At 44.4% G+C, this 26756-nt stretch carries 30 protein-coding genes and 1 pseudogene; 11 read left to right on the top strand and 20 right to left on the bottom strand.

Annotation, left to right across the window (positions count from 1 at the left end; translation table 11 throughout):
• Positions 1 to 335: 335 nt before the first annotated feature.
• The 6 genes from P855_RS0105290 to P855_RS0105265 form a co-directional block, all read right to left on the bottom strand.
• Entirely contained in the window at positions 336 to 656 is a 321-nt protein-coding gene (locus P855_RS0105290; RefSeq protein ID WP_028782581.1) for a hypothetical protein, read from the bottom strand.
• A gap of 133 nt (positions 657 to 789) precedes the next feature.
• Positions 790 to 1074, bottom strand: a complete 285-nt coding sequence (locus tag P855_RS0105285; RefSeq protein WP_028782580.1) for a ferredoxin family protein — start codon at positions 1072 to 1074, stop codon at positions 790 to 792.
• The gene (locus tag P855_RS0105280) at positions 1074 to 2369 is read right to left on the bottom strand and encodes an FAD-dependent oxidoreductase (RefSeq protein WP_028782579.1); all 1296 of its coding nucleotides are present in this window, start codon (positions 2367 to 2369) and stop codon (positions 1074 to 1076) included. The genes P855_RS0105285 and P855_RS0105280 overlap by 1 nt, the downstream gene beginning before the upstream one ends.
• Entirely contained in the window at positions 2362 to 3387 is a 1026-nt protein-coding gene (locus tag P855_RS0105275; protein ID WP_028782578.1) for an electron transfer flavoprotein subunit alpha/FixB family protein, read from the bottom strand. The genes P855_RS0105280 and P855_RS0105275 overlap by 8 nt, the downstream gene beginning before the upstream one ends.
• Before the next feature lie 100 nt (positions 3388 to 3487).
• On the bottom strand, positions 3488 to 4303 hold the full coding sequence (locus P855_RS0105270) for an electron transfer flavoprotein subunit beta/FixA family protein (RefSeq protein ID WP_028782577.1): 816 nt from the start codon (positions 4301 to 4303) through the stop codon (positions 3488 to 3490).
• Positions 4304 to 4608: 305 nt separating this feature from the next.
• Positions 4609 to 5013, bottom strand: coding sequence for a hypothetical protein (locus P855_RS0105265; protein WP_028782576.1), 405 nt, complete (start codon positions 5011 to 5013; stop codon positions 4609 to 4611).
• 135 nt (positions 5014 to 5148) lie between these two features.
• Here P855_RS0105265 and P855_RS0105260 point away from each other — a divergent pair, with 135 nt between their 5' ends.
• A complete protein-coding gene (locus tag P855_RS0105260) occupies positions 5149 to 6045 on the top strand; it encodes a DMT family transporter (RefSeq protein WP_028782575.1) in 897 nt (298 codons plus the stop codon).
• Between the two features lie 67 nt (positions 6046 to 6112).
• A complete protein-coding gene (gene ric / locus P855_RS0105255; protein ID WP_028782574.1) occupies positions 6113 to 6805 on the top strand; it encodes an iron-sulfur cluster repair di-iron protein in 693 nt (230 codons plus the stop codon).
• A 43-nt stretch (positions 6806 to 6848) separates the two neighbouring features.
• On the opposite strand, the gene P855_RS0105250 is transcribed toward ric, so the two are convergent.
• Both P855_RS0105250 and P855_RS21725 read right to left on the bottom strand, forming a co-directional pair.
• Positions 6849 to 7700, bottom strand: a complete 852-nt coding sequence (locus tag P855_RS0105250; protein WP_028782573.1) for a patatin-like phospholipase family protein — start codon at positions 7698 to 7700, stop codon at positions 6849 to 6851.
• Between the two features lie 127 nt (positions 7701 to 7827).
• Complete coding sequence (locus P855_RS21725) at positions 7828 to 7968, bottom strand: FbpB family small basic protein (RefSeq protein ID WP_152526185.1); 141 nt, start codon at positions 7966 to 7968, stop codon at positions 7828 to 7830.
• A 121-nt stretch (positions 7969 to 8089) separates the two neighbouring features.
• Between P855_RS21725 and P855_RS0105240 the strand changes: the two genes are divergently transcribed.
• Positions 8090 to 9241 carry an aminotransferase A gene (locus P855_RS0105240; RefSeq protein WP_028782572.1) on the top strand — a complete coding sequence of 384 codons (1152 nt, stop codon included), beginning with the start codon at positions 8090 to 8092 and terminating at the stop codon, positions 9239 to 9241.
• A gap of 35 nt (positions 9242 to 9276) precedes the next feature.
• Positions 9277 to 9426: a hypothetical protein gene (locus P855_RS22240; protein WP_161628811.1), complete on the top strand. Its 150-nt coding sequence runs from the start codon at positions 9277 to 9279 to the stop codon at positions 9424 to 9426.
• A gap of 46 nt (positions 9427 to 9472) precedes the next feature.
• Here P855_RS22240 and P855_RS0105230 read toward each other — a convergent pair whose 3' ends face one another.
• The 3 genes from P855_RS0105230 to P855_RS0105220 all read right to left on the bottom strand — a co-directional run bounded on the left by P855_RS0105230 (position 9473) and on the right by P855_RS0105220 (position 10929).
• Entirely contained in the window at positions 9473 to 10330 is an 858-nt protein-coding gene (locus P855_RS0105230) for an NAD(P)-dependent oxidoreductase (RefSeq protein ID WP_235062613.1), read from the bottom strand.
• Between the two features lie 155 nt (positions 10331 to 10485).
• The gene (locus tag P855_RS0105225) at positions 10486 to 10665 is read right to left on the bottom strand and encodes an aspartyl-phosphate phosphatase Spo0E family protein (RefSeq protein ID WP_037985655.1); all 180 of its coding nucleotides are present in this window, start codon (positions 10663 to 10665) and stop codon (positions 10486 to 10488) included.
• Between the two features lie 81 nt (positions 10666 to 10746).
• Complete coding sequence (locus P855_RS0105220) at positions 10747 to 10929, bottom strand: aspartyl-phosphate phosphatase Spo0E family protein (RefSeq protein ID WP_028782569.1); 183 nt, start codon at positions 10927 to 10929, stop codon at positions 10747 to 10749.
• Between the two features lie 351 nt (positions 10930 to 11280).
• Between P855_RS0105220 and lepB the strand changes: the two genes are divergently transcribed.
• Positions 11281 to 11802 (top strand): signal peptidase I, encoded by a 522-nt coding sequence (lepB, locus tag P855_RS0105215; protein ID WP_028782568.1) that lies wholly within the window; start codon positions 11281 to 11283, stop codon positions 11800 to 11802.
• 58 nt (positions 11803 to 11860) lie between these two features.
• Here the strand turns inward: lepB and P855_RS21720 are convergent, their stop codons facing one another.
• The 3 genes from P855_RS21720 to P855_RS0105200 form a co-directional block, all read right to left on the bottom strand.
• The gene (locus tag P855_RS21720) at positions 11861 to 11998 is read right to left on the bottom strand and encodes a YvrJ family protein (RefSeq protein WP_084315625.1); all 138 of its coding nucleotides are present in this window, start codon (positions 11996 to 11998) and stop codon (positions 11861 to 11863) included.
• Positions 11999 to 12060: 62 nt separating this feature from the next.
• Positions 12061 to 12273, bottom strand: a complete 213-nt coding sequence (locus tag P855_RS0105205) for a DUF2922 domain-containing protein (protein WP_028782567.1) — start codon at positions 12271 to 12273, stop codon at positions 12061 to 12063.
• Positions 12274 to 12307: 34 nt separating this feature from the next.
• Positions 12308 to 12532, bottom strand: coding sequence for a DUF1659 domain-containing protein (locus P855_RS0105200; protein ID WP_028782566.1), 225 nt, complete (start codon positions 12530 to 12532; stop codon positions 12308 to 12310).
• A 1396-nt stretch (positions 12533 to 13928) separates the two neighbouring features.
• Between P855_RS0105200 and P855_RS0105195 the strand changes: the two genes are divergently transcribed.
• Positions 13929 to 14435: a DoxX family protein gene (locus P855_RS0105195; RefSeq protein ID WP_028782565.1), complete on the top strand. Its 507-nt coding sequence runs from the start codon at positions 13929 to 13931 to the stop codon at positions 14433 to 14435.
• An 89-nt stretch (positions 14436 to 14524) separates the two neighbouring features.
• Here the strand turns inward: P855_RS0105195 and P855_RS0105190 are convergent, their stop codons facing one another.
• The 3 genes and pseudogenes from P855_RS0105190 to P855_RS20555 form a co-directional block, all read right to left on the bottom strand.
• Entirely contained in the window at positions 14525 to 15046 is a 522-nt protein-coding gene (locus P855_RS0105190) for a hypothetical protein (RefSeq protein WP_028782564.1), read from the bottom strand.
• A 170-nt stretch (positions 15047 to 15216) separates the two neighbouring features.
• Positions 15217 to 17514: a thiamine pyrophosphate-dependent enzyme gene (locus tag P855_RS0105185; RefSeq protein ID WP_037985652.1), complete on the bottom strand. Its 2298-nt coding sequence runs from the start codon at positions 17512 to 17514 to the stop codon at positions 15217 to 15219.
• Positions 17511 to 18525, bottom strand: a pseudogene (locus tag P855_RS20555) (2-oxoacid:acceptor oxidoreductase family protein). Before P855_RS20555 ends, P855_RS0105185 begins: the two are co-directional and overlap by 4 nt.
• A 301-nt stretch (positions 18526 to 18826) precedes the next feature.
• Between P855_RS20555 and P855_RS0105175 the strand changes: the two are divergent.
• Complete coding sequence (locus tag P855_RS0105175; RefSeq protein ID WP_037985650.1) at positions 18827 to 19165, top strand: DUF3905 domain-containing protein; 339 nt, start codon at positions 18827 to 18829, stop codon at positions 19163 to 19165.
• A 94-nt stretch (positions 19166 to 19259) separates the two neighbouring features.
• Positions 19260 to 19370 (top strand): YjcZ family sporulation protein, encoded by a 111-nt coding sequence (locus P855_RS21715; protein ID WP_084315624.1) that lies wholly within the window; start codon positions 19260 to 19262, stop codon positions 19368 to 19370.
• Positions 19371 to 19436: 66 nt separating this feature from the next.
• Here the strand turns inward: P855_RS21715 and P855_RS0105170 are convergent, their stop codons facing one another.
• Positions 19437 to 20801 (bottom strand): TrkH family potassium uptake protein, encoded by a 1365-nt coding sequence (locus tag P855_RS0105170; protein WP_028782561.1) that lies wholly within the window; start codon positions 20799 to 20801, stop codon positions 19437 to 19439.
• 172 nt (positions 20802 to 20973) lie between these two features.
• Between P855_RS0105170 and P855_RS0105165 the strand changes: the two genes are divergently transcribed.
• From P855_RS0105165 to P855_RS0105155, 3 genes are all read left to right on the top strand, one after another.
• Positions 20974 to 22116 (top strand): CdaR family transcriptional regulator, encoded by a 1143-nt coding sequence (locus P855_RS0105165; RefSeq protein ID WP_037985648.1) that lies wholly within the window; start codon positions 20974 to 20976, stop codon positions 22114 to 22116.
• An 80-nt stretch (positions 22117 to 22196) separates the two neighbouring features.
• The gene (gene glcD / locus P855_RS0105160; protein ID WP_028782559.1) at positions 22197 to 23609 is read left to right on the top strand and encodes a glycolate oxidase subunit GlcD; all 1413 of its coding nucleotides are present in this window, start codon (positions 22197 to 22199) and stop codon (positions 23607 to 23609) included.
• Positions 23606 to 24949, top strand: coding sequence for a (Fe-S)-binding protein (locus P855_RS0105155; protein WP_028782558.1), 1344 nt, complete (start codon positions 23606 to 23608; stop codon positions 24947 to 24949). The genes glcD and P855_RS0105155 overlap by 4 nt, the downstream gene beginning before the upstream one ends.
• A 181-nt stretch (positions 24950 to 25130) precedes the next feature.
• On the opposite strand, the gene P855_RS0105150 is transcribed toward P855_RS0105155, so the two are convergent.
• Together P855_RS0105150 and moaA are read right to left on the bottom strand one after the other, a co-directional pair.
• Positions 25131 to 25559, bottom strand: a complete 429-nt coding sequence (locus P855_RS0105150; protein ID WP_028782557.1) for a YwpF-like family protein — start codon at positions 25557 to 25559, stop codon at positions 25131 to 25133.
• 151 nt (positions 25560 to 25710) lie between these two features.
• Positions 25711 to 26730, bottom strand: a complete 1020-nt coding sequence (gene moaA / locus P855_RS0105145; RefSeq protein ID WP_028782556.1) for a GTP 3',8-cyclase MoaA — start codon at positions 26728 to 26730, stop codon at positions 25711 to 25713.
• Positions 26731 to 26756 lie beyond the last annotated feature (26 nt).

Raw genomic sequence — 26756 nt, 5'->3', positions numbered from 1 at the left:
TGGACAAAGAAAAGTGCAAGCGCCCTGGTAGACACGACACGCATAAGCAAAACGGCTGGAGGAAGGTGTCTTTCCCTTCCGCAAGACGGGTTGCTTATGTCGCGAGTGGCTGGGCGCTCGAGCTGGACAAAGAAAAGTGCAAGCGCCCTGGTAGACACGACACGCATAAGCAAAACGGCTGGAGGAAGGCGTCCTCCCCTTCCGCAAGACGGGTTGCTTATGTCGCGAGTGGCTGGGCGCTGTAACTGGATGAAGCCCACTGCAGAGTCTATTCACTATTATTATATTTGATAATTTCCTGGACACAAAAAACACGTCTTAGATGACAGACGTGTTTAGGTGACGCGTTTCTCTTCAAACCAGCGATCTTCTGACAGCTTGACTTCCCAATCCTTGATCATGTCCAGTCCTTCATGAAATGTAGAACATTTTTTTTCAAACAAGGCTTTCGCATTAATATCGTAGATACCTTCCGGATTAGAAGTCAGCAATGACACCTTCCAAACCCAGTGCCCCCCTTCTAAATCTACTACTTTCATAACTACGAGCCAGTGATCATCCATTGTTCGATTCCTTGTCAGCGTCCGCAATACCTGTAAGTCTTTTTTTCCGATAATGATTGGTTGACGTGGATAGTACTCCACAAAATTCAACATCCCGCTACCTCCTTTCAGGATATTTAAAATTTCCGCTTGTTATTTTTCGTAATTTTCTGATATTGTAAAGGTTAAATAAAGTGTTATCCCACCTAATATTCCTGTTTTAAAGTACGTGGGATAACACAGGAAGTTATGCCAACTGGAAGATGACTCCATGGCCTCCTTTTGGGTATTTCCATTCGATATTATTATGCGGGCAGCCAATCCGGCAGCTGCCACATTCATGGCATCCTTCATACCCCACCTGAATCCGATCCCCTTCGAATTTGTAAACTTCTCCTGGACAAAAGTATGTGCAAGGCTTATCCGGACAGTGCTCCAGACAGATAGACTGATTAATTATTTTCAAGTGGGATTCTTTATCTGCTTTGAACCTGACGAGATACTGTTTTTCTTCAATTGTAGCTTTCGTCATTATTTCATCACCTTCCATGCCCGGTACATATCCTGCACGGTGCGGATTTTACCACGTTCCATGAACATGTTGAAGATTCCCTTCTGCTTTTCACGCTTACTGGCTCCATCCACTGTGAAAAATTCCCGGGCAGCCCGGTTCATCATCGGGATGTATTCCTTCAGATACTGCGGATGGGTTTCCAATGTCTCCGTAGCATCTTTATATTTTTTCAAATCCTGTCCAATGAAGCTTTCATATACCTTTTCACGATAGATATCCAGCACATCCTCTGTAAACCGGCCCGTTTGTTTTGCCAGCAAAATGGCTTCTGCTGCATAGGATCCGGATTTCATGGCCATATTGGACCCTTCCCGGTGGATTCCATTGACAAGCTGTGCTGCATCGCCAGCAACAATAACCCCATCACCGACCAGTTTAGGGATAGCGTGGTAACCCCCTTCCGGTATCAGGTGAGCAAGATACTCTGCTTCCTCAGCCCCCTGGATCAACGGTTTTACCATCGGATGGTTTTTAACATATTCCAGCAATTCATATGGTTTCATCTTTACCTTTACGATACTGGATAATGTTGCTCCTACACCGATATTCAAGCTGTCTTTATTCGTATATAGAAAAGCAGTGCCTAAATGGCCTTTGGTCGCGTCGCCGAACATTTCTATCGTACAGCCCTGGCCATCTTCAAGGTTGAACCGTTCATTGATCGTTTCTGAAGGCAGTTTCAGTACTTCCATCACTGTAAGGGCTACTTGAGCAGGCTCGATGTCATGGTGGAAACCAAGTTGTTTTGCGAGCAGGGAATTGACACCATCAGCTAAGACGACGACATCAGCCAATACCTCCCCTTCAGGACGGTCCGTGCGTACACCAATCACTTTTCCATCTTCGACGAGACATTCTTCTACGACTGTTTCATTGATTAACGTGACACCTTGTTCTTGCGCTTTTCCGGCAAACCATTGATCAAACTTCGCTCGTAAAATTGTAAAATTATTATAGCTGGCTTCGTTTGCCCACGCTTGACCTTTATAACCGAATGTGATTGCAGATTCTTCATCCATCAGCCACATTCTCTGTTCAACAATCGGACGTTCAATCGGTGCCTCTTTCCAAAATTCCGGAATTATCTCTTCTAATTGTTGCTTATACAGCACGCCGCCCATGACATTTTTAGCTCCTGGATATTCACCGCGTTCAATCTGAAGGACCTTCAGCCCGTTTTTAGCACATTGATAGCCACAACTGGTTCCTGCAGGGCCTGCTCCGACCACGATGACATCGAATTTTTCAGGCATGGGAAACCACCTCATTTTCTCTCAACCGTTCATCGAATGCTTTGATCATTACGGGTAAAATTTCCCTTGCATCACCAACCATCCCGTAAGTTGCGATATCGAAAATAGGTGCATCAGGATCTTTATTGATGGCAATGATCATTTCCGAGTTTTTCATGCCAACTGTATGCTGGATCGCACCAGATACGCCAATGGCAAAATAAATTTTAGGTGTCACTGTTTCACCTGTCTGACCGACCTGATGGTCATGAGAAAGCCATCCAGCTTCGACTGCATCCCGTGTACCTCCAACAGAGGCACCGATTGTATCCGCTAATTGATGAATCAGTTGGAATCCTTGTTCATCCCCCATGCCTTTTCCACCACATACGATGACATCTGCTCCTTCAAGGTCTACGGATTTGCCTGGACCTTTTATGATTTCTAAAACTTTGGTCCGGATTTCTTCTTCTTTCATTTGCAATTTCTCTTCTATCACGGTGCCTTTTCGAGCAGGATCAGCAGGTAACGACTTCATTACTTTTGGACGGACTGTCGCCATTTGCGGACGATGTTTTTTACAAAGGATAGTAGCCATGATATTTCCGCCGAAGGCCGGCCTGCTTGCCTCCAGCAAACGTTTTTCGACATTGACATCCAGCATGGTGCAATCAGCTGTCAGCCCTGTCTTCAAATCGGTCGCAATCGCTGATGCGATGTCTTTTCCATTAGGAGTAGCCCCATATAAAATGATTTCCGGTACATACATCCTTGCCAATTTGCCCATTCCAGCCAAAAAAGGCTCGGTCCGATAATCTTTTAAAACTGGGTCATCGATGACGTAGACTTCGTCAGCTCCATAATGAATCAATTGTTCGGATAAAGGTGTGATATTCTCCCCTAGTAATACGCCTGCGAGCGGAACGTCAAGCTTATCCGCCAGGACTCTGCCAACTCCCAGTAATTCCAGTGAGACCCCTGCGATTGTGCCATCGTTCACTTCCGCGAATACCCATATTCCCCGATGTTGTTCGCTCATCCATGCACCTCCTCCTTCCTACTTTCAAAAATATGGCTTATCGCCATGTATTTATGGCGAAAACCTTAGAATTTTCGTAAAAGTCAATCCGTTACCAAAGTTAACTCTTATTAACATGGAACAAGTCCTGCTTATCCTTTAAAACTTCCACCAGTTGTTTCACTTGCTCCTCAGGCGTTCCTTCTAAACGGTGTCCGCCTTCCTGTTTCGGAGGTGCAAACATTTTTCCTACAACCGTCGGTGAGCCTTTCAGGCCGAGCTGCTTCCGATCGACATTCTCTAAATGGTCGACACTCCAAACTACCGGCTGAAAATGAACTGCTTTCAACATGTTCGGAAATGATGCATATTCGATTTCGTTGATTTCTTTTTCAATGGTAATTAAACACGGCAGCGTGCTGCGGATATAGGCATAACCGTCCTGAAGTTTACGTTGGAGTTCCACATAGTCTTTGGTGACTTTGGTGATGGCAGAAATGTTCGTGATTGGTGGTATATCCAGGCGTTTCGCTATCCCGGGACCTACCTGGCCTGTATCCCCGTCAATGGCATGTTTCCCGCAAAAAACCATATCTATTGGGGAGGTTTTGCTGATTTTTTCCAGCGCTTTTGTCAGAGCGTAGCTTGTAGCTAGTGTATCAGCCCCTGCAAATGCTCTGTCAGATATCAAATATCCTTCGTCTGCTCCAATTTCAATGCTTTTTTTAATGACGGCAGTTGCTTGCGGAGGCCCCATAGACAAGACAGAAACCTTTCCTCCATACTGTTGTTTCAGATGTACAGCTTCCTGAACCGCATGAGTGTCATATGGGTTCAAGATCGATGGCACACCTCTTCTATCCAATGTATTCGTTTTGGGATTGATTTTAATTACTTTTGTATCAGGCACCTGTTTTACACAAACAACAATATGCATGTAATATCACCCCCCTTTCCTTAAAAATAGATTCCCCGCCACTGGCATTTCTTAAAGTAAGCGTTTGCAATTTTGGGTAAACAGGCGAATGTTCTCAAGAGCAAGACTTACATTGGGGATGAAGTCCATCCACTTACAATCAGTAAAAACAATGGCAGAAAACCCACTTTCCATCTTGATTCTAGCAAAGAAACAATCGCACTTTCTATGACATACGTCACAGTACAGGTAAGGTGCTTAAGTGTGTTTTTAATACGTAAGGTTTTTAGCACATTAAAAAAACCCGCTGCCCTCTGGCAACAGGTTCACCACCGCTTCACGGCTGGTTTAGAGCTTTTACTGAAATAACGGAAAATTTGTCTCACAAGTCCATATAGGGTGTAGCATGCCCCGAAACTGAGAACAGCAAGCAGTTGATAAGCCAACGCTTCTTCGGCTATGTTTATGTTCATTTTCGCCACCTGGTACAGCTGGATACTGATCAACAGGTTGGTTACTGCAAGGCTGATAACGAGGAAGGTCAAAAGCCGTTTCCAATTTGCGTTGATCATCCATAACATAACCGGCTCAAACAGCCATACTCCGGCAGCTATTAAGAAAAATGACAGCAGGAAATGAACATAGGCAGGATCTATGCCGAGTATGGCAAAACTCTCAATATCAAACGCTACCCATTTGCTGATGACGGTCAAATCTAACCACTCTTTCATTCTAACTCATCCTCTCGGCTTTTACCCCCAAGTCTTGCCAAAGTGAGACAAAAATAAACCTGAATATTCTGCGTTAAGGTATAGCCTCTCTCCTTTTAATTCTGTTATAATTCGATCATCAGGGGGGAAGTTCCATTGAAAAAAGCTATATTACTAGTCCTCACGGGAGCTGCGCTTTGGGGTACCATCGGCTTATATGTAAAAATGCTGGAAAAGGCGGGATTCACCCCGATGGAAATTGTAACCATCCGGGTGTTTTTTGCAACCGTTTTTCTGCTCGGATATATGATCATACAGCATAGGAAGAATCTCAAATTGAAAACTTGGAAGGACATCCGTTATTTTCTCGGTACCGGAATCGGCAGCATCGTCTTTTTCAATTATTGTCTGTTTGCCAGTATGTCTGAAACGAATATTCCGATTGCGACCGCATTACTGTACACAGGACCTGCCTTTGTCATGATTCTATCAATCATCTTATTCCATGAACCATTCAGTGGTAAAAAAGGCCTCGCGCTCGGCCTTACGCTTGTAGGCGCCACATTTGCTGTCGGAGCTTTCCCTACCCCGGACGCCAGTCTGTCTACAGCCGGGATTCTGTTAGGTATCGGCTCGGGCTTTGGGTATGCGCTGTACAGTATTTTCAGTAAATTCGCTTTTCTTAAATATGACAGCCTGACTATCACGTTTTATACATTCCTGACTGCAACGGCAGCTCTACTTCCATTTTTTCCTTACCAGCAAAAACTCGGACAACTGTTGACCTCGGAGGTCCTGCTGCTTGGAATCGGGCTTGGCCTGCTCCCAACGGCCGTCGCCTATATCGCTTATACGCTTGGTTTATATGAAATGGAAGCTTCGAAGGCATCGATATTGAGCACGATCGAACCAGTCGTTGCAATAATTATCGGGATAAGTATTTTCAAAGAATCGTTCAGTCTCTGGCAAATGGCAGGCATGATGGCGATTCTTGCAGCAGTTGTGGTAATCGCCAAAAGTCATAAACGTGTGAAAATCACAGGCAGGGTGTGATTTATATCATTATCTCCATAGTGGAAACCTTGTATCATAAAGGTAACCAAATAAGGAGGTAGATAAAATGACTACTTTTACAAGAGAACATACACCGGCAGATATTGTGAACATATATCCGAAAGCGAGCGACTTGTTCAAGAAAAACCGGATTGATTTTTGCTGTGGCGGAGACAGACCGCTGGGGGAAGTATTTGATGAGAAGAAAATAGATGAAAGCATGATTTTACATCAATTGAATGAAGAATACACAGATTGGAAGACAAAAGGAAATGAAAGTCCTTCCTGGGATTCCGTTTCCAATACAGAACTTGTCGACCATATCGTTTACACCCATCACGCTTACTTAAATGACGAACTGCCTGCATTAGGACAATTCGTAACGAAAATATACCGTGTCCATGGAGCTAATCATCCACACCTGAAAGAGCTTCACCGCCTATATAATGAATTGAAAGTGGAGTTGGAATCTCACCTGATCAAGGAAGAAATGGAAGTCTTCCCTCTTGTGAAGCAATATGATCTGGAGCCCAGTGAGGAATTGCGACAACAGATTCATGAGGCTAACGGAGGGCTTGAAGAGGAACATGATCATGCCGGAGACCTGCTCAAGGAAATCCATAATTTGACCAACGGATTCGAACTTCCGGATGGCGCCTGCAACTCTTATCAAATTACGTACAAACGATTGGCCGAACTCGAAGCGGACACATTCCAGCACATTCATTTGGAGAATAACATCCTGTTCAAGAGAATTTAAGGCACAATTAAAAATCCACCCGAAAGTGACCTGGGTGGATTTTTTAAGTTTTCAGGAAGTCCTCCAAGGCTTTTTCATTCTTTTTCATTTCTTCATAACCTTGCATATAGACATCATGAAGCTTTTGTTTATTGCGTTCAATTCTCCCGACAGCAAGCTGCTCTTCTGGCCGTATGATGAATACCTTCCCCTCCTTTTCCAGTTCATGGAGGCGTTTAGTCAAATGGTTATATTTATCATGGCGGGTCAGCAGGCTTTCCACAAATTTCGGATACTGCTTGAATTTCCGCTGCAAATACCAGCCTAGCCGCATGCGTTTTTTAATATATCCCTGGTTTCTCGTCAAAATGACGACATGCTTCTCGTTGCCATGACGGATCGATTGTTCGATTGGAACCGGATCGGCGATTCCCCCATCCATGAGGTTTTTTCCATCATAAGAAATCATGGGAGATATTAAAGGAATCGAACAGGAAGCACGCATGATGGTGAGTAAACTGCTGCGATCCGGAAAGTCATCGTAATGATGTGCCTCGCCGGTCTTCATATCTGTTGTTGCTACGGAAAAATGGGTATCACGAGCCTCAAACGTATCATAATCGAATGGCACCAGTTCGTTCGGTAATTTATCAAAAATGAAGTCCATGCCGAATAATTCTTTTTGCCGGAAAGCACGTGTATATGATATATATTCAGGATGGTCGCCATAACCGACAAGCACCTGGTAATTCCTTCCACGCTGCCTGGCTACATAGGAACTACCATTAGATGCGCCGGCAGATGCACCTGTCACGTATGGAAAATGGAGATCCATATCGAGTAAATAGTCCAATACACCGGCCGTATACGTTCCCCTCATTCCGCCCCCTTCTAACACAAGACCTGTCTGTTCCATATCAACACCTTCTTTTTTATCTAATATGCAAATTATAACAATTTTCGAGATGCTGATAAATGTATCTGATCAAAAGAAAGACAGCTGCCTTTAATCTAAGGCAGCTGTCTCGTTGTTTATGATATCATCAGTTTACGTTCAAGTTGGTGTTCCTGGAATGTTTCTCTTCCAGGTTCTTCTCAATTTCCTGCATGGCACGCTGATCGTTTAACAGTTCTTCCTTGTTTTTGTTGACAAGTTCGTCAAAGGAAGGTAAATTTGGTCGCATGTCGTATGCTCCTTTCATGAAGTTTACGTTATTATTATATCAAAGTTATTTATTTACTTATCTAAATTGTTTGAACATTTTGTTAACATTTTTGACTTTTCTAATAATTGGAGGCCTTCTTATGGAACATTTAGTCAATAACCACGTCAAGAACATCGAAATATCCGGCATTCGTAAATTTTTCAACATGGTCAGTGACTACGAGGATGTCATCTCCCTATCGATCGGCCAGCCTGATTTTACTACTCCGGAGCATGTAAAAAATGCTGCCAAACAGGCTATCGACTCAAATCATACTACTTACACCCATAATGCCGGCATAATAAAACTTCGGAAAGCGATCAGTACATCTGCAGCTCGGAAATATAATCTTCAATACGACCCTGCTGACGAAATAATCGTTACGGTCGGTGCCAGTCAAGGGATTGATATCACTTTACGAACACTGATTTCGCCGGGCGATGAAGTGCTGCTTCCAGGTCCTGTCTATCCTGGCTATGAACCGTTGATCCGCTTAGCCGGCGGCACACCAGTACATGTGGATACCACAAATAACGGATTCAAAATGACAGCTGATTTGCTGGAACAGGCGATGACCGAGCAGACAAAATGCATCATCCTGCCTTACCCATCCAACCCTACCGGCGTCAGTTTGAATGAATCAGAATTGAAAGAAATCGCTGCGTTGGTTGCTGGAAAAGATATGTTTGTGCTTGCGGATGAAATATACAGCGAACTCGTTTATGAACAGGCACATGTCTCGATTGCATCCTTTCCTGAAATTCGGGATCAAGTCATCGTCGTGAACGGTGTATCGAAATCTCACGCCATGACCGGCTGGCGGATCGGCTACCTGCTGGGACCGGCTGTGTTAATGAAACACATTCTGAAGGTCCATCAATACAATGTATCCTGTCCCACCTCGATCAGCCAGTATGCAGCACTGGAAGCAATCGGAAACGGGGCTGATGACCCGTCAACCATGCGCGAGGAATATCAGAAGCGACGTGATTATGTAATGGAACGAATGGATGAAATGGGGCTGGATTACGTTCAGCCTGGCGGAGCATTCTATATCTTTCCGAAACTAGCTAAAGCGGGTTTGAGTTCTTTTGATCTTGGTATAGAATTAGTGCGTGAAGCCGGCTTGGCATTGGTGCCTGGTAATGCTTTTTCGGAGTACGGGGAAGGATATATGCGCCTGTCCTATGCTTATGACATGGAAACACTGGAAAAAGGAATGGACCGGCTGGCGGATTATATGGAAAAGTGACTCTGTTTGAAATGTGGCTCAAGGAGATAAAGCTAATGTACGGAAATTTTATTGTTTACAAGACAAAAGATAGACAATCTGGAAATAAATATGATTTGCGGGACAAAATAGAAGGATTACTGGACAAATTAGAAGATTTACTAGACAAACTAGAGGATTTATTAGAATTAAAAGGTGCTTACTAGAAAAAAGTAAAGCCGCTGAGAGATTTTACTCCCAGCGGCTTTTCACTTATTTGTAATAGTTATAGATGGCCTGCGTTCCGTTATCTTCATAACCGAGTTCAATCAGCCGCTCATAAATAGATTCCGACAGTTTAAGGCCTGGCAGTTCCAATCCCATTCGGTCTGCTTCTTCAATGGCGATCCGTAAATCTTTTACAAAATGCTTGATGTAGAATCCAGGTGCAAAATCTCCGTTGATTATACGTGGCGCAAGATTGCTCAATGACCAGCTCCCTGCCGCTCCTGTCGTGATACTTTTCAAGACACTTTCAGGGGACAACCCGGATTTTTCTGCGTAGGCGATTGCTTCCGCCACTCCAAGCATATTGGAGGCTATCGCGATCTGGTTGCACATTTTCGTATGCTGCCCGGCACCTGCATTCCCCTGATAGACGATATTTGTCCCCATCGCTTCAAATAAAGGTTTCACTGCTTCAAATGCAGATTTCTCTCCACCGATCATGATCGACAGCTTGCCTTCTCTCGCGCCGACGTCCCCACCGGATACTGGTGCATCTAAGGCTTTCACCTGCTTTTCGTTAGCTGCAGCAGCTATTTTTTCTGCTAAAGCAGGTGTCGAGGTAGTCATATCAATCAGATACATACCCGGACGCGCAAAGGACAGCAATCCATTTTCCCCAAAATATACGTCTTCGACATCTGAAGGATACCCTACGATCGTAATGATGGTATCGCTTTTATCCGTAAGCGTCTCCAAATCTTCGCACCATTGTGCCCCGGCTTCAATCAGAGCTTCCGCCTTGGCTTTTGTGCGTGTATGTATACAAACCTCAAAATTTCCGGCCAGCAGCTGACCAATCATTCCTTTCCCCATCACTCCGGTACCGACAAAACCAATTTTCATTTCGAACACTCCTTCCCTTTCTTCCATCATATCAAATACAAAGTACGAAAAATATTAATAAACCAGACTTTTCTTATACTTTCACTTTTTAGTTTAAACTTGCTTAAAGTATAAAAAAGCTCCCCCTCCCTAAAAGTAGAAAGGGGACAGCTTTTTTATGAGTTATTGTATTTATGTTTATATTTGTCATAGGTGTTCAAAAGCTCGTCCAGCTCTTGGCTGATACGAATTGATTCAGGGCTTGTAAAGCCTTCCAGGAGGGCAACCCTGGTCATCTTTTTTCGCAGACGTTCGATTCTGACAAGAAGTTGATCGGCTTCATTGAAAGTGGACACCAGGTTACCTCCAATCCAGCTTTGGTTTAAAAATAGTGTACCATAGCAGGAGAGGATTGACACGTTGTATCCGCTTCAACTTCAGCTGATTTTTCTCTTTCTCCTCATATATTCCATGATCAATGTATCTAATGCTTGGCTTTCCTGGATCGTATATAGACTATCTCTCCCGTATTGATCGGCCAGCGTCAGCATTTTCTTTTGGGAAAGATTGATTTTCCCTTCCAAATCCTTCAAATTAACATCCTTATCTGTTAGTTCCACAAAATGATACCTCCAGAAACAATTTTTTCACCGAGATAAATTATGCCCGAAAATTTTTTCTTTGTAAACGATATCGCAAAACTAGACAAAACTCGTCAATATTAGTTGTTCTACTTTGATGGAATTGCTCGTAAAATTAAATTTATGCTCGTAATACTTTCCTTACACAGGAAATTTCTGCCCGGATAACACAATAATAGGAATCGTACTCATGAAGCCTGACAAATGTGTTAAAATAAGGAATGTGAAGCCAGTTACTTTCGAGCTTCATAGGACAATCTCGTCCACCTCTTCCAGAATAGTGAGAAGAGAAATCAATAAACGGCTATCATTAAGAAGGGAAGATCAAGATTGTCAGAAGAAGCTAAGAATGAATGGTGGGAATGGATCAAGGCCATTATTATCGCTATTGTACTTGCATTTTTATTACGCACGTTTTTCTTTGCCACTTCCATCGTCGAGGGGGCGAGTATGAACCCCACCCTTGAAAGCGGGGAACGTGTGATGTTCAATAAAATCATTTATTATCTGGAAGAACCCACTTATGGAGAAATCGTCATTATCCACCGCCCGGTGAAAAGTTATGTTAAACGAATCATAGCGCTTCCTAACGATGTAGTAGAAGTGAGAGACCATAAACTTTATATCAACGGAGAGAAACAGAATCAGGATTATCTGAATAAAAGCTCTATTGAGGAGACGACCAATTATGGTCCTGTAAAAGTACCAGACGGGCATTATTTCGTGATGGGAGACAACCGTTCAATCAGCAAAGACAGCCGTAACGGTCTGGGATTTATTAAAGAAAGTGAAATTATCGGGAGATCCGAACTCGTCATCTATCCATTAAAGGAATGGGGAATGACCCGTTAACAGTAATCATACTTCTAATTAAAAACCATCCTGTTGAATAAACAGGATGGTTTGCTTGTCAGGGATTCATTTTTTCCGGCAAATGGTGCAGCGTTTCGATCATGATATCAAGTTTCCCTTCAACGCGGTGCAGCAAATAAAAGGTTACCGCGATTGGGAAACCGACATCCGTCAGTAAGGATACCCAATTGTCCATCACTTGTCTCCTCCTCCCTTTCACATTAAAAGAGGCTGCCCTGCCGGACAACCTCTTCGGTTTTACAACTGGATAGCTGCTACGTTACGTTCCACTATGCGCGCTTCTTTCTTCGCTACTAAATCACCACCGCTGGAGTAAAAGCAATTAGCGGTAAGGATAGCATCCATCGCAGCATTGATTAGTGCTGGATCCGCAGGCTCTACAGGATCGTCTAAAGAGATGGTCACTGTCTTATCTTCCTCATTCTGAAATTTCAATTCTAATTTCTTCATGATCTCCCTCCTTTCTTTTCAAAGTTTTACTCTGTTAAATATTCATGATTTTGTTGTCATCTTTCCGTTCAATTGCGTAAAGCACGCGTTGCTGCAATGGTTCTAATGCTTTCGCTACCGTGTACAGCTGGTCTGCAGTCGCTCCGGTTTTTACATTGTTGAAATTTTTGTTCTTGAAAATGAAGTTTCCACGTTCGTCCTGTCCATTTTCAAGTACCAGCTGCAGTTGGGAACTCACTTTTTCACTTGTTACTGCCATGTCCCTCACCTCCTTTCAACTTTATAATCGAAAGGGGTGATAGAGTGGTGTGATGCTTTAAACAATTATTTTTAACGACTAGCTTAGCGTAGTTATTCCGATTAAGCTTTAACTGAAGACACAGTTTCGAGATAGTTGGGTCCGTTACCATGAAAGGATGGGATGGTACGGGAAACAACTCGCTTTCCTGCGGGGGACCTGGCAAGCTTCCTCGGGCTAAAGCCCTGTGGAATCATGCCTAGCCCCTTCTCCCGCGGGAGTCTCGCCGTTTCCCTTCCCATCCAGCCATTTTTATACTTAACGGCCCTTCAAAAGAAGAAAGAATGTAGCTGAAAACTTCATTTTGAAGCCATTATAAAAGGGATAGTGGTGCCAAAGTCTTGTTTCTTATTATCATTGCCGATTTTACATAAGAGTGATTTCGAAATCTTTCTATGAGAAGGGGCGTAGGGAAACGGTGAGACTCCTCGAAAATGCTACGCATTTCCTTCGTGCGTGGGCTAAGTCAAGAAGAAAATTCAAAGTCCTGTGGGAGCTGAGTGATAGATGAGGCCCCGCAAGGCGAAGCCTGAGGAGACTCAGCACACGCCCACGGAAAGAAATTAATGCGTAATCGCCTTGGGAGACACGACACGCATAAGCAGAACAGCAAAAGGGAAGTGATCTTTCTTCCCGTTGATGGACTGCTTATGTCGCGAGTGTCTAGGCGATGGAACTAGAAAGCGAATCGTTTCCCGAAGCCCCTCCACTCCAACAATATCTCGAAATCGAGTCTTCCATAATCCGGCCATATTACTGAATAAGGAGCTTAGTAAAAATCATTAATTGGACTTTCTAGAATATAAAAAAGCAGCTCAGCTTTGAAAGTACAAGTGAGCATTTGTACTTCAAAGCTGAACTGCTTCGTGCTGTTTGGTTTCTTTACTTATCAACCGTGATCAAAGATACAGTATCCGATGTTCAATAATAGGATAAGTGCAGAAATAATAAAAAATGTTACTTCCCACATGCGGCTTCACCTCCAGCATTTTCTCCGATAACTCAATGATCTGTTTTGGACGCTATAACCCTAAGTATTAGTATTTCCCCTTAAGCTGTATTGATAACCATAGCAAAAGGTATGTCTAATAAGATTTTACCTGCGTTTGCCATCTAAATCAAGCAAATTCCTGCGCCCAGTTTGTACATGTGGGTGCGTCATAGGCCAGCTATTCACAGTTTTGCCATAACTTTATTGCTGAAATGTGAAATTCATCACAAAATCAACTCAAATTTTGAAAAAGGTGATATGATGTAAGTGTAAAAGATAACACCAACACAAAAGCCGGCTACGGTGTTCTTCTTTTAACAAATCATGTGAAATAGTGAACAAAATCCTGTAAAGGAAGTGGAAACCATGATTAACAAATTTCTAAGAGAAAGCAATGTCGCAGCTGCAATTTTAACGGTGATTCGGGTTTACATCGGCTATGCCTGGCTGACTGCAGGCTGGGGTAAGTTGACAGGCGGCGGTTTTGATTCTGCCGGTTTCATGCAGGGAGCTATCGGAAAAGCAACTGGTGAACACCCTGCTGTCCAGGGCTGGTGGGCAAGTTTCCTTGAAGGTGTAGCTCTTCCAAACGCAGAAATTTTTACTTTCCTTGTCATGTGGGGCGAATTTTTAGTAGGGATCGCACTTATTTTAGGTATTTTCACTAACTTTGCCGCAATCATGGGATTAGCAATGAACTTCGCCTTCCTGTTCAGTGGAACTGTCAGCACTAACGCTCAAATGGTACTGTTGACCGTGTTCATTGCAGCAGCCGGATTCAATGCAGCTAAGTTTGGTTTAGACCGTTGGGTTATCCCATATATCCGTCAAACGATCACTAAAAAAGAAACGAAGAGCGCTCCGGTAGTGTAACCGATGCAGTCAATAACGTCTAAGAGCCATCACAAACCCCCATAAAAGGCGATTACCCGAACAGGAGAATCGCCTTTTATCATGATTTCCTATAGGGATGAGAAAATCTCGATGAAATGAACAGACCGATTTGTATAGAGAAGAATGCCAGCCTGATCTGCTGCTGTCACATAATGATAAGTCGCTCTCGGTGGTGGTGATTCTGTTTGTTCATAAAAATCAATCACGACATCCATCGGTACAAATAAGTTGATAGGAGTAGTGGCATTGCCTGGACTCAACGGTGGAAACGCATCTCCATATCTGGCTTTTGGCGTAAGAATTCCTGTTCCACTATGGATGATTAGCAGCGAAGCTTCTTGTTTTTGGGGCCTCATAAGAGGATAGGAGCCCAGCTTGAGTTTACCATCATAATCAAAAATACAATAGAAATTATCCGTTGAAGCAGATATGCTGCTGTCTTCCAGCTGCATGGATTCTTTCATTTCCGCCCATTCAGCTGGTTGAAGCTCGTATTTCCTTTTGTCCACCGTAAGGATTTCCTGTTGTTCGGAGGCGTTGAAAACAACCGCACAACTAGTGTCAGTTATATGTGTGGATGTTGTCCTCATCCGCTCCCCTCCTTCGCCATTTGATAGGTTTTATTCATTATATTTTTCCGCTGTTATTCTCATGTACAGAAAAAACCGGCTTATCGCCAGGCACTTAGGACAAAGCCCTTCTTCTTTACTTTTACGTCAATCATTTATTTAAAAAAGCCCCGTTAACCCGGGGCTTGGAATCAAAGGTACTCACATTCATGTTTGGCTTTCAAGCGGTTCCAGCGTTTTTCTACTTCTGCTTCAAATTCATGGTAGATTGCTTCGTTTTCCGGCTTGAGTAAATGCTTGGTCTTGCCAAGATATTTCAACCATTCACTGACCGGCTCGCGTTTATTCCTGGCTTCCGGGTCATAAGTGATAACAGTCTTTCCTTTTTCTACTTCATACAATGGAAAGAAACAGGAATCCACAGCCGCTTTGATGATGGTCTGGCCATAACGCTCTTCACTTTTCCAGTTTAACGGACAGGTGATCAGAAGTTTTCCATAAACGAGACCTTCGTGCTTGGCGTACCACTGGGCTTTGGCCGCCTTTTTGATTAAATCCTGCGGATAAGCTTCGGTGCCAGTGAAAACATAAGGAATATTCGTTGCAGCCATAATCTGCGGCGTATCTTTATGATGAAAGGTCTTCCCTTTTTGTTCTTTACCAATATTGGATGTTGAGGTCATGTGGCCGATAGGTGTCGAATAGGACATTTGCGATCCAGTGTTCATATACCCTTCATTGTCATACTCTACGATGATCATACCATGGTTCCTTAACGAAGTACCGATAGCGGAACCCATGCCGATATCCATTCCTCCATCACCTGTCACCATGACGAAAGTAAAATCATCTCCTACCTCTACTTCCCCGCGGCGTTTCATTTCATGAAATGCTTCCACTGTCCCCGATAAAGTAGCTGCACCATTCTGGAACAGGTTATGGATGAACGTCTGTTTATGAGAGGAATGTGGATAGGCAGCACTGACTACATAACCGCATCCTGTCTGGAATAAGACCACGACGTCTCCTTCGATGCCTTTGAAAAACAGCTCAAGACCCGGGAAGATACCGCAGCCAGGGCAGGCGCCATGGCCTGAAGCAATCCGCTTCGGTTTATTCATCAGCTGCCGGAGCGGCGGCACTTTCACCTTTAAGCTATCCGTCGCTTCATCATGAGTGACTTTTATCAACCCTGAATCATAAGAGCCGGAATGCTGGGGTTCAATGATAGGCAGCAGCTTTTTTTTCGGATCACCGGCATGTACGCCATAATAATCGAATGGTTTCGCAACGACAGAAGTTTCTGCAGCTTCTAACGCTTCATCAAAAAACACTTCTGCATCCTGTTCATAAAAATCTTTTCCTCCGACACCGAATACCCGGCTCAAAACAACCGGCTGCTGACCTGTCATTTCCTGTAACGCCGCTTTGATCTCCAGTGTCATATTCGCTCCATTGGCTCCGTAGCTGTCGGCACGCTCACCGACAAGCACGGCTTTGACATGTTTCAGCGCTTGCTTAATCGCTTCTTTCGGGAAAGGCCGGATCATATTCGGACTGATGACTCCGACTTTCTTTCCTTGTTTGCGAAAACGATCGACCACGTCTTTTGCCGTTTCGGCAGCAGAGTTGATTAAAAAGACCGCAGCCTCTGCGTCTTCCATTTCGTACGTTTCAATGGTCGGATATGCTCTTCCTGAAAGTTTTTCATATGCTTGCTGGATTTCTTCGTAAACCTGCTCTGCCCGGTACATGGCTTCCGACTGCTGATAATTATTATGAATCAGGTCATCTCCGTTCATATGGGCCCCGATGGTTACCGGATTTTCTTTATCTACGGCGTTTGGAAAATCAGTTGGACGTTCGCCGATGAAGTGTGACACTGCTTTCCTGTCTTGGAACGACAGGACTTTTCGTTTCTGATGGGAGGTGAAAAATCCATCGTAGGCAACGATGACCGGCAGACGCACATCATGATGTTCTGCTACTTTTAACGCCATGATATTCAAGTCATAAACCGCTTGCGGGGTACTTGCGGTTAAGATTACCCAGCCTGTATTCAGCGCAAAATACAAATCGGAATGATCCCCCCGGATATCAAGTGGCCCGCTGACAGCACGGGTTACAAGATTCAATACCATCGGGAAACGGGTTCCTGACTGTACAGGGAGTTCCTCCAGCATAAATAAGAATCCGTTCGCACTGGTAGCATTAAAGACACGTGCGCCACTTACCGCTGCTCCGTAACAGATGCCTGCAGAGCCATGCTCGCCATCGGCGGGTATCAGTTTGATTTCATGTTCTCCTCTTGCTTTCATCTGATCGAGATATTGGGCGATTTCTGTGGATGGGGTGATTGGGAAATATCCCATAATATGATAGTTGATCTGAGCAGCTGCCTTAGCAGCCATTTCATTGCCCGATTCAAAACTCACCTGCTGTCCTGCAGGAGCCTGCAGCTTTTCCTTTTCCGTTATGACATGATTCATTTCACCACTCCTTCCACGTAAGGGAACACTTGCTTTACGCGATGCTTGTCACTATAGCCGATCGTCTCTCTTATTTCGGTCAAAGCACTGGTTGGACAGACTTCAACACACTTCAGGCACCCTTTGCAATACTGGTAATCAATTCCCTGCAAAAACATCTGATTCCGGCCGCGTTTGTCTTCCCCTTCTTTCCATACAAAGCAAAAATCAGGACATACCGTGTCACAGTGAGTACAGTTGATACATTTTTCCTGATCGAAGGCAGGTAAAAATCCTTGTCTGGATCCACTTAAGTCTTTTTCGATACTGTTCGCCTGCGCGGTAATGACTCCTCCGATTACCTGTGTTCCATATCCTAATCGTGATGGCTGACGTTCAAACGGTTTCTGCTCTGCTCCTTCTGGCACTTGATAGCTTTTAAAGCGTACTTCCTCGTAGCCACGATTGAATGTCCGGATGTTAGCCTCGACTAAATGGGGATACTTTTTCCCAAACGTTTCACGAATCACATTACGCATCTTATCCGCGTCTAAAAAAACCGAGCACGCGGTATAGTGCACCAAGCATGGCGGTATTGATCCGCGTATTCTCTTCGACAGCAATACTCATGGCGTCAACAACCGCTAATGTTCCATGATCGAGTTCCAGCTCTTCCCTGACCGCTTCTATGTCACGTTCACTATTTACCAGCACCACACCATCCGCCTGCAAACCGCTGACGACATCGATGGTTTTATATAACGCTTCGTGGAACACCCCGATGACATGCGGCTCTTCAATCGGAGAATGGGCTCTGATTTCAATATCCGGTTCACAAAAACGAATGAATGCTTTGACTGGCGTCCCCTTTTTCTCGGAACCATAGGACGAGAAGTTCGATCCGTTCAGACCATGGCCTAACACGCCGGCTTCTGCCAGCATTTTTCCAGCCAGATTGGCACCTAGTCCGCCTATCGATTCTAAGCGGATTTCAAAAAAACCAAGTTCATTAGTAACAGGTAAAATGGACATAGGATCCTCCTTTGCTTTTTAAGTGACGTTGGCTGATTCTATGTCCATTATAAAAATTCCAAACCGGTCTGTATGTGACAAAGGTCATAACTGTAGCAATTTCTTATTAAAAAATTATGCTACACCTCATACCTGCTATGTATCTAAAGCAATATAACAGGTTATCATTTATCTTTTTGACATATAACAGTAATTATTTTTCTGCTGCTGGTTATAAACGTGTAAGTTCTGTTAAACGTTGTTGTTGATTTTTCATAAACCTTTTCTTACTGGGAAAGATAGGGATAAGGAGGGATATCTAATGCGTGAACAAAATATCGAACGACAAATGGATGAATTCACCTCGTTTCCTCATCAAATCAATGCACCGAATGTTGAAAAGAAAAAACGGAAGGCCCCTTTCGTCAATCCCTATGGTGTCACCATCGGAGACAGCTATTATGATTCCATGAACTCTCCACTCAATCACTGGAGTGAAGAAATCGACCCGGCTGTCATGTCTGGTGACGAGTGGGTCCATGAAACCAATGATATCGGCTGGAACACTTCTCATAACCGGAAGCTCATGGAAGAAAATTATTACGCAAAGCGGAAGAATTTTTCTCACCCCACTCATGACGCTTCTTATCAGACAGATTGATGCAAGATAAATAACTAAGTCTGGGTGAATGACCATACACGAAACTCCCGGTTGCATATAGTATCAGTGTACCAACCGAGGAGGTGAGCTTTTAATGTACCATTGTTACCCTTACGGACGTCGAGGTGCTTACGGCAGCAACTTCGCGTTGATTGTAGTGTTGTTTATCTTGCTCATCATTGTAGGAGCAGCATTCTACTGCTAATCATCGCATTGAAAAGCGCAAAAAAGCGCACTCCTTTATATAGGAGGCGCTTTTTTTGTGTTTATTTCAACCGATGATGATCCGTTCTTTCGGATAATGGTAATTTCCTGTTTTCTTTTTCTCTTTTTTCAAAGTAAACAGGAATGTCAATATCCCGATTCGACCGATGAACATTAGAAACATCAGCACAAACTTGGCAAACGTCGATAACCCGGAGGTAATGCCTGTGGATAACCCCACCGTCCCGAAGGCCGAGGTCACTTCAAAAAGAATATCTCCTATGGTGTACGGTTCTGTGATTGTCAATGCGACAACAGCTACAAAACAAATCATCACAGCCATGATGGTAACGACTACCGCTTTAATTAAATCATCGTCATGAATCTCTCGCCGGAATACCCGCACGCGGGTTTGGCCCCTTGCATAAGTAAGCATGAAAATGACAAGTAAAGCGAATGTGGTCGTCCGGATACCGCCCCCGACACTGCTTGGCGAGGCACCAATGAACATCAATGAGGATAGGAACAATTTCGTTTGTTCTGTCAATTGTCCGACATCCATTGTAGCCAAGCCTCCGCTTCGGGTCGTCACGGATTGGAAGAGAGCATAAAACAGAATTTCATGCCAATTTTTATCAGCAAAAAAGTGGTTGAATTCAAATAAAATGATCATCCCCATCCCAAAAATGACCAGCATTAAAAACGTAAACGAGGTCAATTTTGCGAATAAGGAAAACCGCTTCGTCTCTCCTGATGCAGTATTTTTAAAAAGGTATTCTTTCACTTCAATCAGCACCGGAAAACCGATGGCACCGGCTATAATCAACAGCATATGGATGAATTGTACGAAATAATCATCCTTGTAAGGGATCAGTGATGCCCCCGTTATATCAAAACCTCCATTGGTCATGGAACTGATAGCTCCAAAAAACCCATGAAGATAAGCTTCCCCCGGAGGATAATATTGTAAGAAATAGGTTCCGAGTGTGATAAAACCGACAAATTCAATCAACAGCACAACGAGTATGATTTGCCTGATCAGTCGGACGACGCCTTGGAATGAGGTTTGATTCTGATCGGTCATGATCAACCGGCGTTCCTTCAGACCGATTTTTTTTCCTAATAGCATCCAGATCGCTGTACCGATGCTCATCACTCCGATTCCTCCGAGCTGTAGAACAAACGCAAGGAGGATGATTCCGGTAGTACTGAAGGTATCCGCTACAGTGATAACACTGAGGCCGGTCACACTGACAGCACTGACGGCAGTGAATAATATATCAATGAATGATAGCTCCACACCAGGCTGATGCGCAACAGGCATAGCCAATAAGAGTGAGGATATCGTAACGGCAAATAAATAGAACAAAGCGATCAATTTGAACGGGGACAAGTTATTGATTGATCGTAAGTTCCGTTTCCTGATTTTCATATTGCTTCTCCTTTGTCGACTGACTGCGTCTGCTCTTTAAAGAATCTTCTACCCATTATAGCAGTGTGCTGCAGAAATTTCCTAGAGATTCAGCAAAAAATGTCCGGAATGTCTGGGGTTTTCCCGAATACTCAAGGTAAAATGGAAGCAGAAACCCGTGAGGAGGCAGACTATGTTCTTATCGGAATCATTAGCACAGAGGATATTGCAGGAAGTCAGAAAGTTAATGGATGAGGATTTCATCATCGTAAACACAGAAGGAAGTATCATCGCAAGTACCACGCGGGATCGTATAGGAAGCTTTCATGAAGGTGCGATGATCGCTGCGCGTGAGAAAAGGAATGTGATATTGACGAAGCAAGATGAAAGCCTGTTGCAAGGGGTCCGTGCCGGCATTAATCTACCGGTTTTGTTTCAACATCATGTGGTAGGTGTAATCGGTATCACAGGTGATCCGGAAAAAGTGACCCCGTTCGGTTCACTCTTAAAGAAAATGACCGAACTATTGATCCACGAAAATTATTATAAAGAACAAATGGAGTGGAAAACCCGTGCCATAGAAGGTCTGGTATTCGACTGGATCCACCAGCACCCCAACTCGGAAAACTTCCAGGAACGGGCAGATATGCTGGGCATTGATTTGACATTACCGAGAAGAAGCACCCTCATTCACCTGCGCAATATGAATGCTGAAAAGGAAACTATTGTTACAGATTTCCTAAAATCCCGTCTGCTTTCTACGAAGGACGATATTTTCGTCCGTCTTGGCAGCGATCGTTATGTACTCCTTGAAGCAGCTGTGAATACTGATACAACGGACTGGCTCCTCCATCGCAAGTCTTCGTTATTTAAATGGAAGCAGGAGCTTGATAAGCGGTATGGGATAACCATGACAGCCGGGATCGGTCAAACTGTTTCCAGGGAAAATGTTAACATTTCTTATGAACAGGCAGAACGTGCTTTACTGGTCGCAGATAAGAATGACGGGATATTTTGTGATGAAGAATTGGGACTCGAGATGTGTCTTCAGGAAATCAGTCATCCAACACGCCTGGATTTTATTACAAGGACGATCGAACCCATCAGAGATGAGAAAGATTTGATCGATACCTTGGATATTTACTTTAAAAACGATTTGAAGATAAAAGCTGCTGCAGAAGATATGCATGTACATATTAATACCATCCATTACCGGTTCAAACGGATCGAAGCACTTACCTCCCTTGACCCTAAAATATTCCGGGATTTAATGACACTTTATATTGGCTTATATTTTTTGGAGGAACAAACAAAAGAAAAGCGTGTAAGGGCTTAATTTTTGTACATTCCTCTATAGCTGTCAGCTATGGTAATTTCTTATAATGAAAGTAATCATTCTATTGAGGGAGTTTTTTTATGTTAACAGAAGCAGTAAAGCGGCAGCTCACAGCTATTGTGGGACCGGAAAATTTTCAAGATAACAAAGCAAGCCTGCTTGTGTATTCCTATGACGCCACACCACAGTTCCAGTCCATGCCAGATGCCGTCGTTGCTCCAAGGAATACCGAAGAAGTCTCCTCCGTATTGAAGCTGTGCAATGAAAACGAAATTCCTATTATTCCACGCGGTTCAGGAACGAACCTGTCCGCAGGCACCACCCCTTTAAATGGGGGTATCGTGCTGCTGTTTAAACATATGCAGGATATCATCGAGATTGACGAAGAAAACCTGACGATCACCGTCCAGCCAGGGTTGATCACACTCGATATGATTCATGCCGTTGAAGCGAAGGGGCTGTTTTATCCCCCTGACCCTTCTTCGATGAAAATCTCCACGATTGGAGGGAACCTGAACGAAAATTCCGGCGGGCTCCGGGGCTTGAAATACGGAGTGACCAGGGACTACGTGATGGGACTTGAAGTCGTTTTGCCTAATGGTGACATTATCCGGACCGGCGGGAAGCTTGCCAAAGATGTGGCTGGCTATGATTTGACCCGGTTGTTTGTAGGGTCGGAAGGGACGCTCGGAGTGATTACCGAAGCGACGTTGAAATTAGTACCGATGCCGGAAACGAAAAAGACGATGCTTGCCTTATATGAGGGTATTGAAGCGGCGGCAGAAGCCGTATCAAGCATCATCGCCAACCGTATCATACCGACGACCCTCGAATTTCTCGACCGTCCTACTTTGAAGGTCGTCGAAGAATTTGCCCAAATCGGTCTTCCAACCGATATCGAAGCGGTATTATTGATCGAACAGGATGGCCCGGAAGAAGTTGTAGAACGGGATATCTCCAACATCGCTGCACTTTGCCGTGAAAATCAGGCGATCCAGGTCGATATCGCAAAATCGGAAATGGAAGCGGATGCACTGCGGACAGCAAGACGGACAGCACTATCTGCTTTGGCGCGTTTAAAGCCGACGACAATTTTGGAAGACGCCACAGTCCCCCGCTCGAAAATCGCAGCAATGGTGCGGGCGATTAATGACATTGCAAAGCAATATGATGTGGAAATCTGCACCTTCGGCCATGCCGGTGATGGCAATCTCCACCCCACTTGCTTGACCGATGTCCGTAATAAGGAGGAAATCCATCGGGTCGAGCAGGCTTTCGAAGCGATTTTTCATAAAGCGGTCGAGCTTGGAGGTACGATTACCGGCGAGCATGGTGTAGGCGCAATGAAGTCCCCTTACCTTCACTTGAAACTGGGAGAAGAAGGAATTGACACCATGAAAGGGATCAAGCAGGCTTTCGACCCTAACAACATCATGAATCCAGGAAAAGTTTTTGCCAAGTCGGAACGGAAACGGGTGGTGGTACAGCCATGATTACAGCACAAGAAAAAAAACGGATCCAGACTGAATTCCAGGAAAAAATGGATTACGATGAACTGCTGAATTGTATGCGCTGCGGTTTTTGCCTTCCGAGCTGCCCGACTTATATCGAGAGTGGTTATGACGAAGCACACTCCCCCCGTGGCCGGATTGCGTTGATGAAAGCGGTCGTCGACGGGGATATTGAGCCCGATGAAGATGTGAAACGGTCACTCGATATGTGTCTCGGCTGCCGGGCCTGCGAGCCCGTATGTCCTTCAGGAGTCAAATACGGTCATCTGCTTGAACAGGCAAGGGATATCATCTATCAGAATCATCAGTTATCCACTTCAACAAAAGCAATTCGGAACATCGCTTTCACAGGATTATTCCCTAACCAGAGCAGAATGAGAACGTTGACTGGACTATTAGGTTTTTACCAGCGGAGCGGTTTACAAAAAGCAGCCCGACGCACTGGTCTCATGAAGTTTTTGCCGGAAAACCTGAGGACAATGGAACAAGTGCTCCCGGAAGTACCATCATTGAAACAGCTGAAGAACCGTCCGGACCATTTACCTTCTCTCATTCCGCAAAAGAAAAAAATCGCCTTCTTTTCCGGATGTCTGATGGATTCCATGTTCATGTCGACTAATGATGCAACCATGAAACTATTGCAATATGCCGGATGTGAAATCGTGATTCCTGACAGCCAGGCCTGCTGCGGTGCGTTGCACGGCCATAGCGGCGAGAAACAGCAGGCTAAAGAACTCGCCAGGCGGAATATCGCAGCGTTTGAAGCGTCGGGAGCTGATCATATCATCACCAATGCCGGGGGCTGTGGTGCGTTTCTTACCGATTATGATCACCTGTTAAAGGATGATCCGGAATGGGCACCGCGTGCAGCAGCTTTTGCTGCGAAAATAAAAGATATATCAAGCGTATTAACCGAGTTAGAGTTTGATAAACTTCCACTCGAACTCCCAGAACAAATCATTACCTACCAGGATTCCTGTCACTTAAAAAACGTACAGAAGACCTTCCTGGAACCCCGCCAACTGCTCCAATCAATCGCAGGGGGACAATACAAAGAGATGAAGGATGCAGACAGGTGCTGTGGTTCTGCCGGCATTTATAATATCGTCGAATCGGAAATGTCGATGCAGATTCTTGATTATAAAATGGAACAGGTTCAGGATACCATGGCGAAGACCATCGTTACCGCCAACCCGGGATGCCTGCTTCAAATGAAACTTGGCATTGAACGGGAAGGACTGACAGAAAGCATGCGCGCTGTCCATATAGTCGACCTGCTGCTTGAAGCATACGAGTATGCACGGGAGCCCGTGGGTTCATAAATTAAGAAAAGCACAATCGCCCTGAAAGACACGACAAGCAAAACGGCTGGAGGAAGGCGTTCTCTCCAGCCGCAAGGCGGGTTGCTTATGTTGCGAGAGTCTGGGCGGCTTGAAAACAGACAATGTAAAAACCCTGCCAATGGCAGGGTTTCAGTTTGGACATAAGGCCGATATTCTTATCTCAGTTTTTATTGTTGTTACTGCCGCGTTTCTTAAACTCTTCCAGGAGCTCTTCCCCCTGATAGCCTTCCTCGATCAACAGTTTCAACGTCTTTTCAATTTGGTCCTGCCTGCGATCGACGATCGTACCCATGAACAGGACATTCATATTATCACTGATGATGTTCGTGTCGATGGCATTCACTAAAAAGGTGGCGGGCTGGTTGGTTTCCTTTGTGATTTTCACCTGGACCAGCAATTCTTCTTCACTTTTGACATATTCTTCAAAGAAAGATTGATAACTTTGGTCTACATAGGCTTCGATTACCCAGCGTCCTTTATCATCCTCGCGATTGATAATCAGACCGTCAATCAGCTTGATTCTTCGCTGTGTGATGTCTTCAGCTTTTTCTTCAACTAAATCAAGGGAAACCAGCTTGAACGTCTTCATCCCATTCACTCCCACTTTATGTATCTAGCTTCATTATAGAATAGCCAGAGGCATTCGGCAAAATGTTTCTATAACTGTGTTAATGAAGAATCTCGATAAATATAAGTAAAGCTTAGAGCCTTGGAGGCGCTCTAAGCTTTTTTGTGTGCCACTATCCACCGATGTAGGACATTTCGATTTTTTTCTTCTTCATCGGTTTGCCTTCTGCACGTTCATCTGAATAACGGTCTGTCCGTCCGCTCCACAGCTTGATCAGCTCAAGTATCAGTTGATGGTCGCTGGCATGTTCGCGAAGCGGTGTTTTGATGTCATACCCTTCTGTTGCAAACAGGCACGTGTATAATTTCCCATCAGCAGACAAGCGGATTCTCGTACAGCTGCCGCAGAAAGAATCTGTCACGGACGATATGACGCCGATTTCCCCTTCCCCATCTACATAGCGGTAACGGGAAGCTACTTCCCCATAATAATTCTGTTCCGCCGGTTCAAGTGGCATTTCTGCGCTGATTCGATCAACGATTTCCTGTTTAGAGACCACGGTATTCATGTTCCAGCCATTGTGGTTGCCGACATCCATGAACTCAATGAACCGGAGAATCACATCGCTCCCTTTGAAATAGCGGGCCATCGGAAGGATCTGGCTGTCATTCAATCCTTTTTTCACGACCATATTGATCTTCACCTGGAGGCCTGCTTCCTGGGCCGCTTCAATTCCCTTCAGCACCGGCTTGGTTTTGACACCCCGGCCGTTAATTTCTTTGAACACATCATCTTCTATGGCATCCAGGCTCAGGTTGACTCGATCGAGACCTGCTTCTTTCAATTTTTTCGCCTGTTTTGTCAGAAACACACCATTGGTTGTAATCGCAATATCTTTGATGCCGTCAATCGCATACAACCGTTTGATCAGCTGATCGAGATTCTTACGGAGTAATGGCTCCCCTCCGGTAATTCTGATTTTTTCTGTACCGAACTTAGCGAAAATTTCCGCTAGCCGGACGATTTCATCAAAGCTTAACAGTTCTTTGAAGGGTAAAAATTTATAATCTTCGCCGAAGATTTCAGCTGGCATACAGTACGTGCAGCGGAAGTTGCACTGGTCGATGACCGATATCCGCAAGTCTTTCATCGGACGGTTCAACCGGTCCCTGATATATTGTGTGTCTGTCATAATAAAATCACTTCTCCTTTACTCCC

Origin of the sequence: Thalassobacillus devorans MSP14 (genome assembly GCF_000496835.1) — a bacterium.
In the GTDB taxonomy this organism is placed as follows: domain Bacteria; phylum Bacillota; class Bacilli; order Bacillales; family Halobacillaceae; genus Thalassobacillus; species Thalassobacillus devorans_B.
This window is presented reverse-complemented; position numbering and strand designations above follow the sequence as displayed.

Excerpts from the sequence above, each read along its gene's own strand:
- ric (WP_028782574.1), top strand. The coding sequence starts at position 6,113 with ATGACTACTTTTACAAGAGAACATACACCGGCAGATATTGTGAACATA.
- moaA (WP_028782556.1), bottom strand. The coding sequence starts at position 26,730 with ATGACAGACACACAATATATCAGGGACCGGTTGAACCGTCCGATGAAA.
- P855_RS0105265 (WP_028782576.1), bottom strand. The coding sequence starts at position 5,013 with ATGAAAGAGTGGTTAGATTTGACCGTCATCAGCAAATGGGTAGCGTTT.
- P855_RS0105155 (WP_028782558.1), top strand. The coding sequence starts at position 23,606 with ATGATTACAGCACAAGAAAAAAAACGGATCCAGACTGAATTCCAGGAA.
- P855_RS0105275 (WP_028782578.1), bottom strand. The coding sequence starts at position 3,387 with ATGAGCGAACAACATCGGGGAATATGGGTATTCGCGGAAGTGAACGAT.
- P855_RS0105250 (WP_028782573.1), bottom strand. The coding sequence starts at position 7,700 with ATGGAACAGACAGGTCTTGTGTTAGAAGGGGGCGGAATGAGGGGAACG.
- glcD (WP_028782559.1), top strand. The coding sequence starts at position 22,197 with ATGTTAACAGAAGCAGTAAAGCGGCAGCTCACAGCTATTGTGGGACCG.
- P855_RS0105230 (WP_235062613.1), bottom strand. The coding sequence starts at position 10,330 with ATGAAAATTGGTTTTGTCGGTACCGGAGTGATGGGGAAAGGAATGATT.
- P855_RS0105280 (WP_028782579.1), bottom strand. The coding sequence starts at position 2,369 with ATGCCTGAAAAATTCGATGTCATCGTGGTCGGAGCAGGCCCTGCAGGA.
- P855_RS0105200 (WP_028782566.1), bottom strand. The coding sequence starts at position 12,532 with ATGGCAGTAACAAGTGAAAAAGTGAGTTCCCAACTGCAGCTGGTACTT.
- P855_RS22240 (WP_161628811.1), top strand. The coding sequence starts at position 9,277 with ATGTACGGAAATTTTATTGTTTACAAGACAAAAGATAGACAATCTGGA.
- P855_RS21715 (WP_084315624.1), top strand. The coding sequence starts at position 19,260 with ATGTACCATTGTTACCCTTACGGACGTCGAGGTGCTTACGGCAGCAAC.
- P855_RS0105190 (WP_028782564.1), bottom strand. The coding sequence starts at position 15,046 with ATGAGGACAACATCCACACATATAACTGACACTAGTTGTGCGGTTGTT.
- P855_RS0105150 (WP_028782557.1), bottom strand. The coding sequence starts at position 25,559 with ATGAAGACGTTCAAGCTGGTTTCCCTTGATTTAGTTGAAGAAAAAGCT.
- P855_RS0105290 (WP_028782581.1), bottom strand. The coding sequence starts at position 656 with ATGTTGAATTTTGTGGAGTACTATCCACGTCAACCAATCATTATCGGA.
- P855_RS0105285 (WP_028782580.1), bottom strand. The coding sequence starts at position 1,074 with ATGACGAAAGCTACAATTGAAGAAAAACAGTATCTCGTCAGGTTCAAA.
- P855_RS0105205 (WP_028782567.1), bottom strand. The coding sequence starts at position 12,273 with ATGAAGAAATTAGAATTGAAATTTCAGAATGAGGAAGATAAGACAGTG.
- P855_RS21725 (WP_152526185.1), bottom strand. The coding sequence starts at position 7,968 with ATGCGACCAAATTTACCTTCCTTTGACGAACTTGTCAACAAAAACAAG.
- P855_RS0105270 (WP_028782577.1), bottom strand. The coding sequence starts at position 4,303 with ATGCATATTGTTGTTTGTGTAAAACAGGTGCCTGATACAAAAGTAATT.
- P855_RS21720 (WP_084315625.1), bottom strand. The coding sequence starts at position 11,998 with ATGGACAATTGGGTATCCTTACTGACGGATGTCGGTTTCCCAATCGCG.
- P855_RS0105185 (WP_037985652.1), bottom strand. The coding sequence starts at position 17,514 with ATGAATCATGTCATAACGGAAAAGGAAAAGCTGCAGGCTCCTGCAGGA.
- P855_RS0105195 (WP_028782565.1), top strand. The coding sequence starts at position 13,929 with ATGATTAACAAATTTCTAAGAGAAAGCAATGTCGCAGCTGCAATTTTA.
- P855_RS0105170 (WP_028782561.1), bottom strand. The coding sequence starts at position 20,801 with ATGAAAATCAGGAAACGGAACTTACGATCAATCAATAACTTGTCCCCG.
- P855_RS0105175 (WP_037985650.1), top strand. The coding sequence starts at position 18,827 with ATGCGTGAACAAAATATCGAACGACAAATGGATGAATTCACCTCGTTT.
- P855_RS0105240 (WP_028782572.1), top strand. The coding sequence starts at position 8,090 with ATGGAACATTTAGTCAATAACCACGTCAAGAACATCGAAATATCCGGC.
- P855_RS0105165 (WP_037985648.1), top strand. The coding sequence starts at position 20,974 with ATGTTCTTATCGGAATCATTAGCACAGAGGATATTGCAGGAAGTCAGA.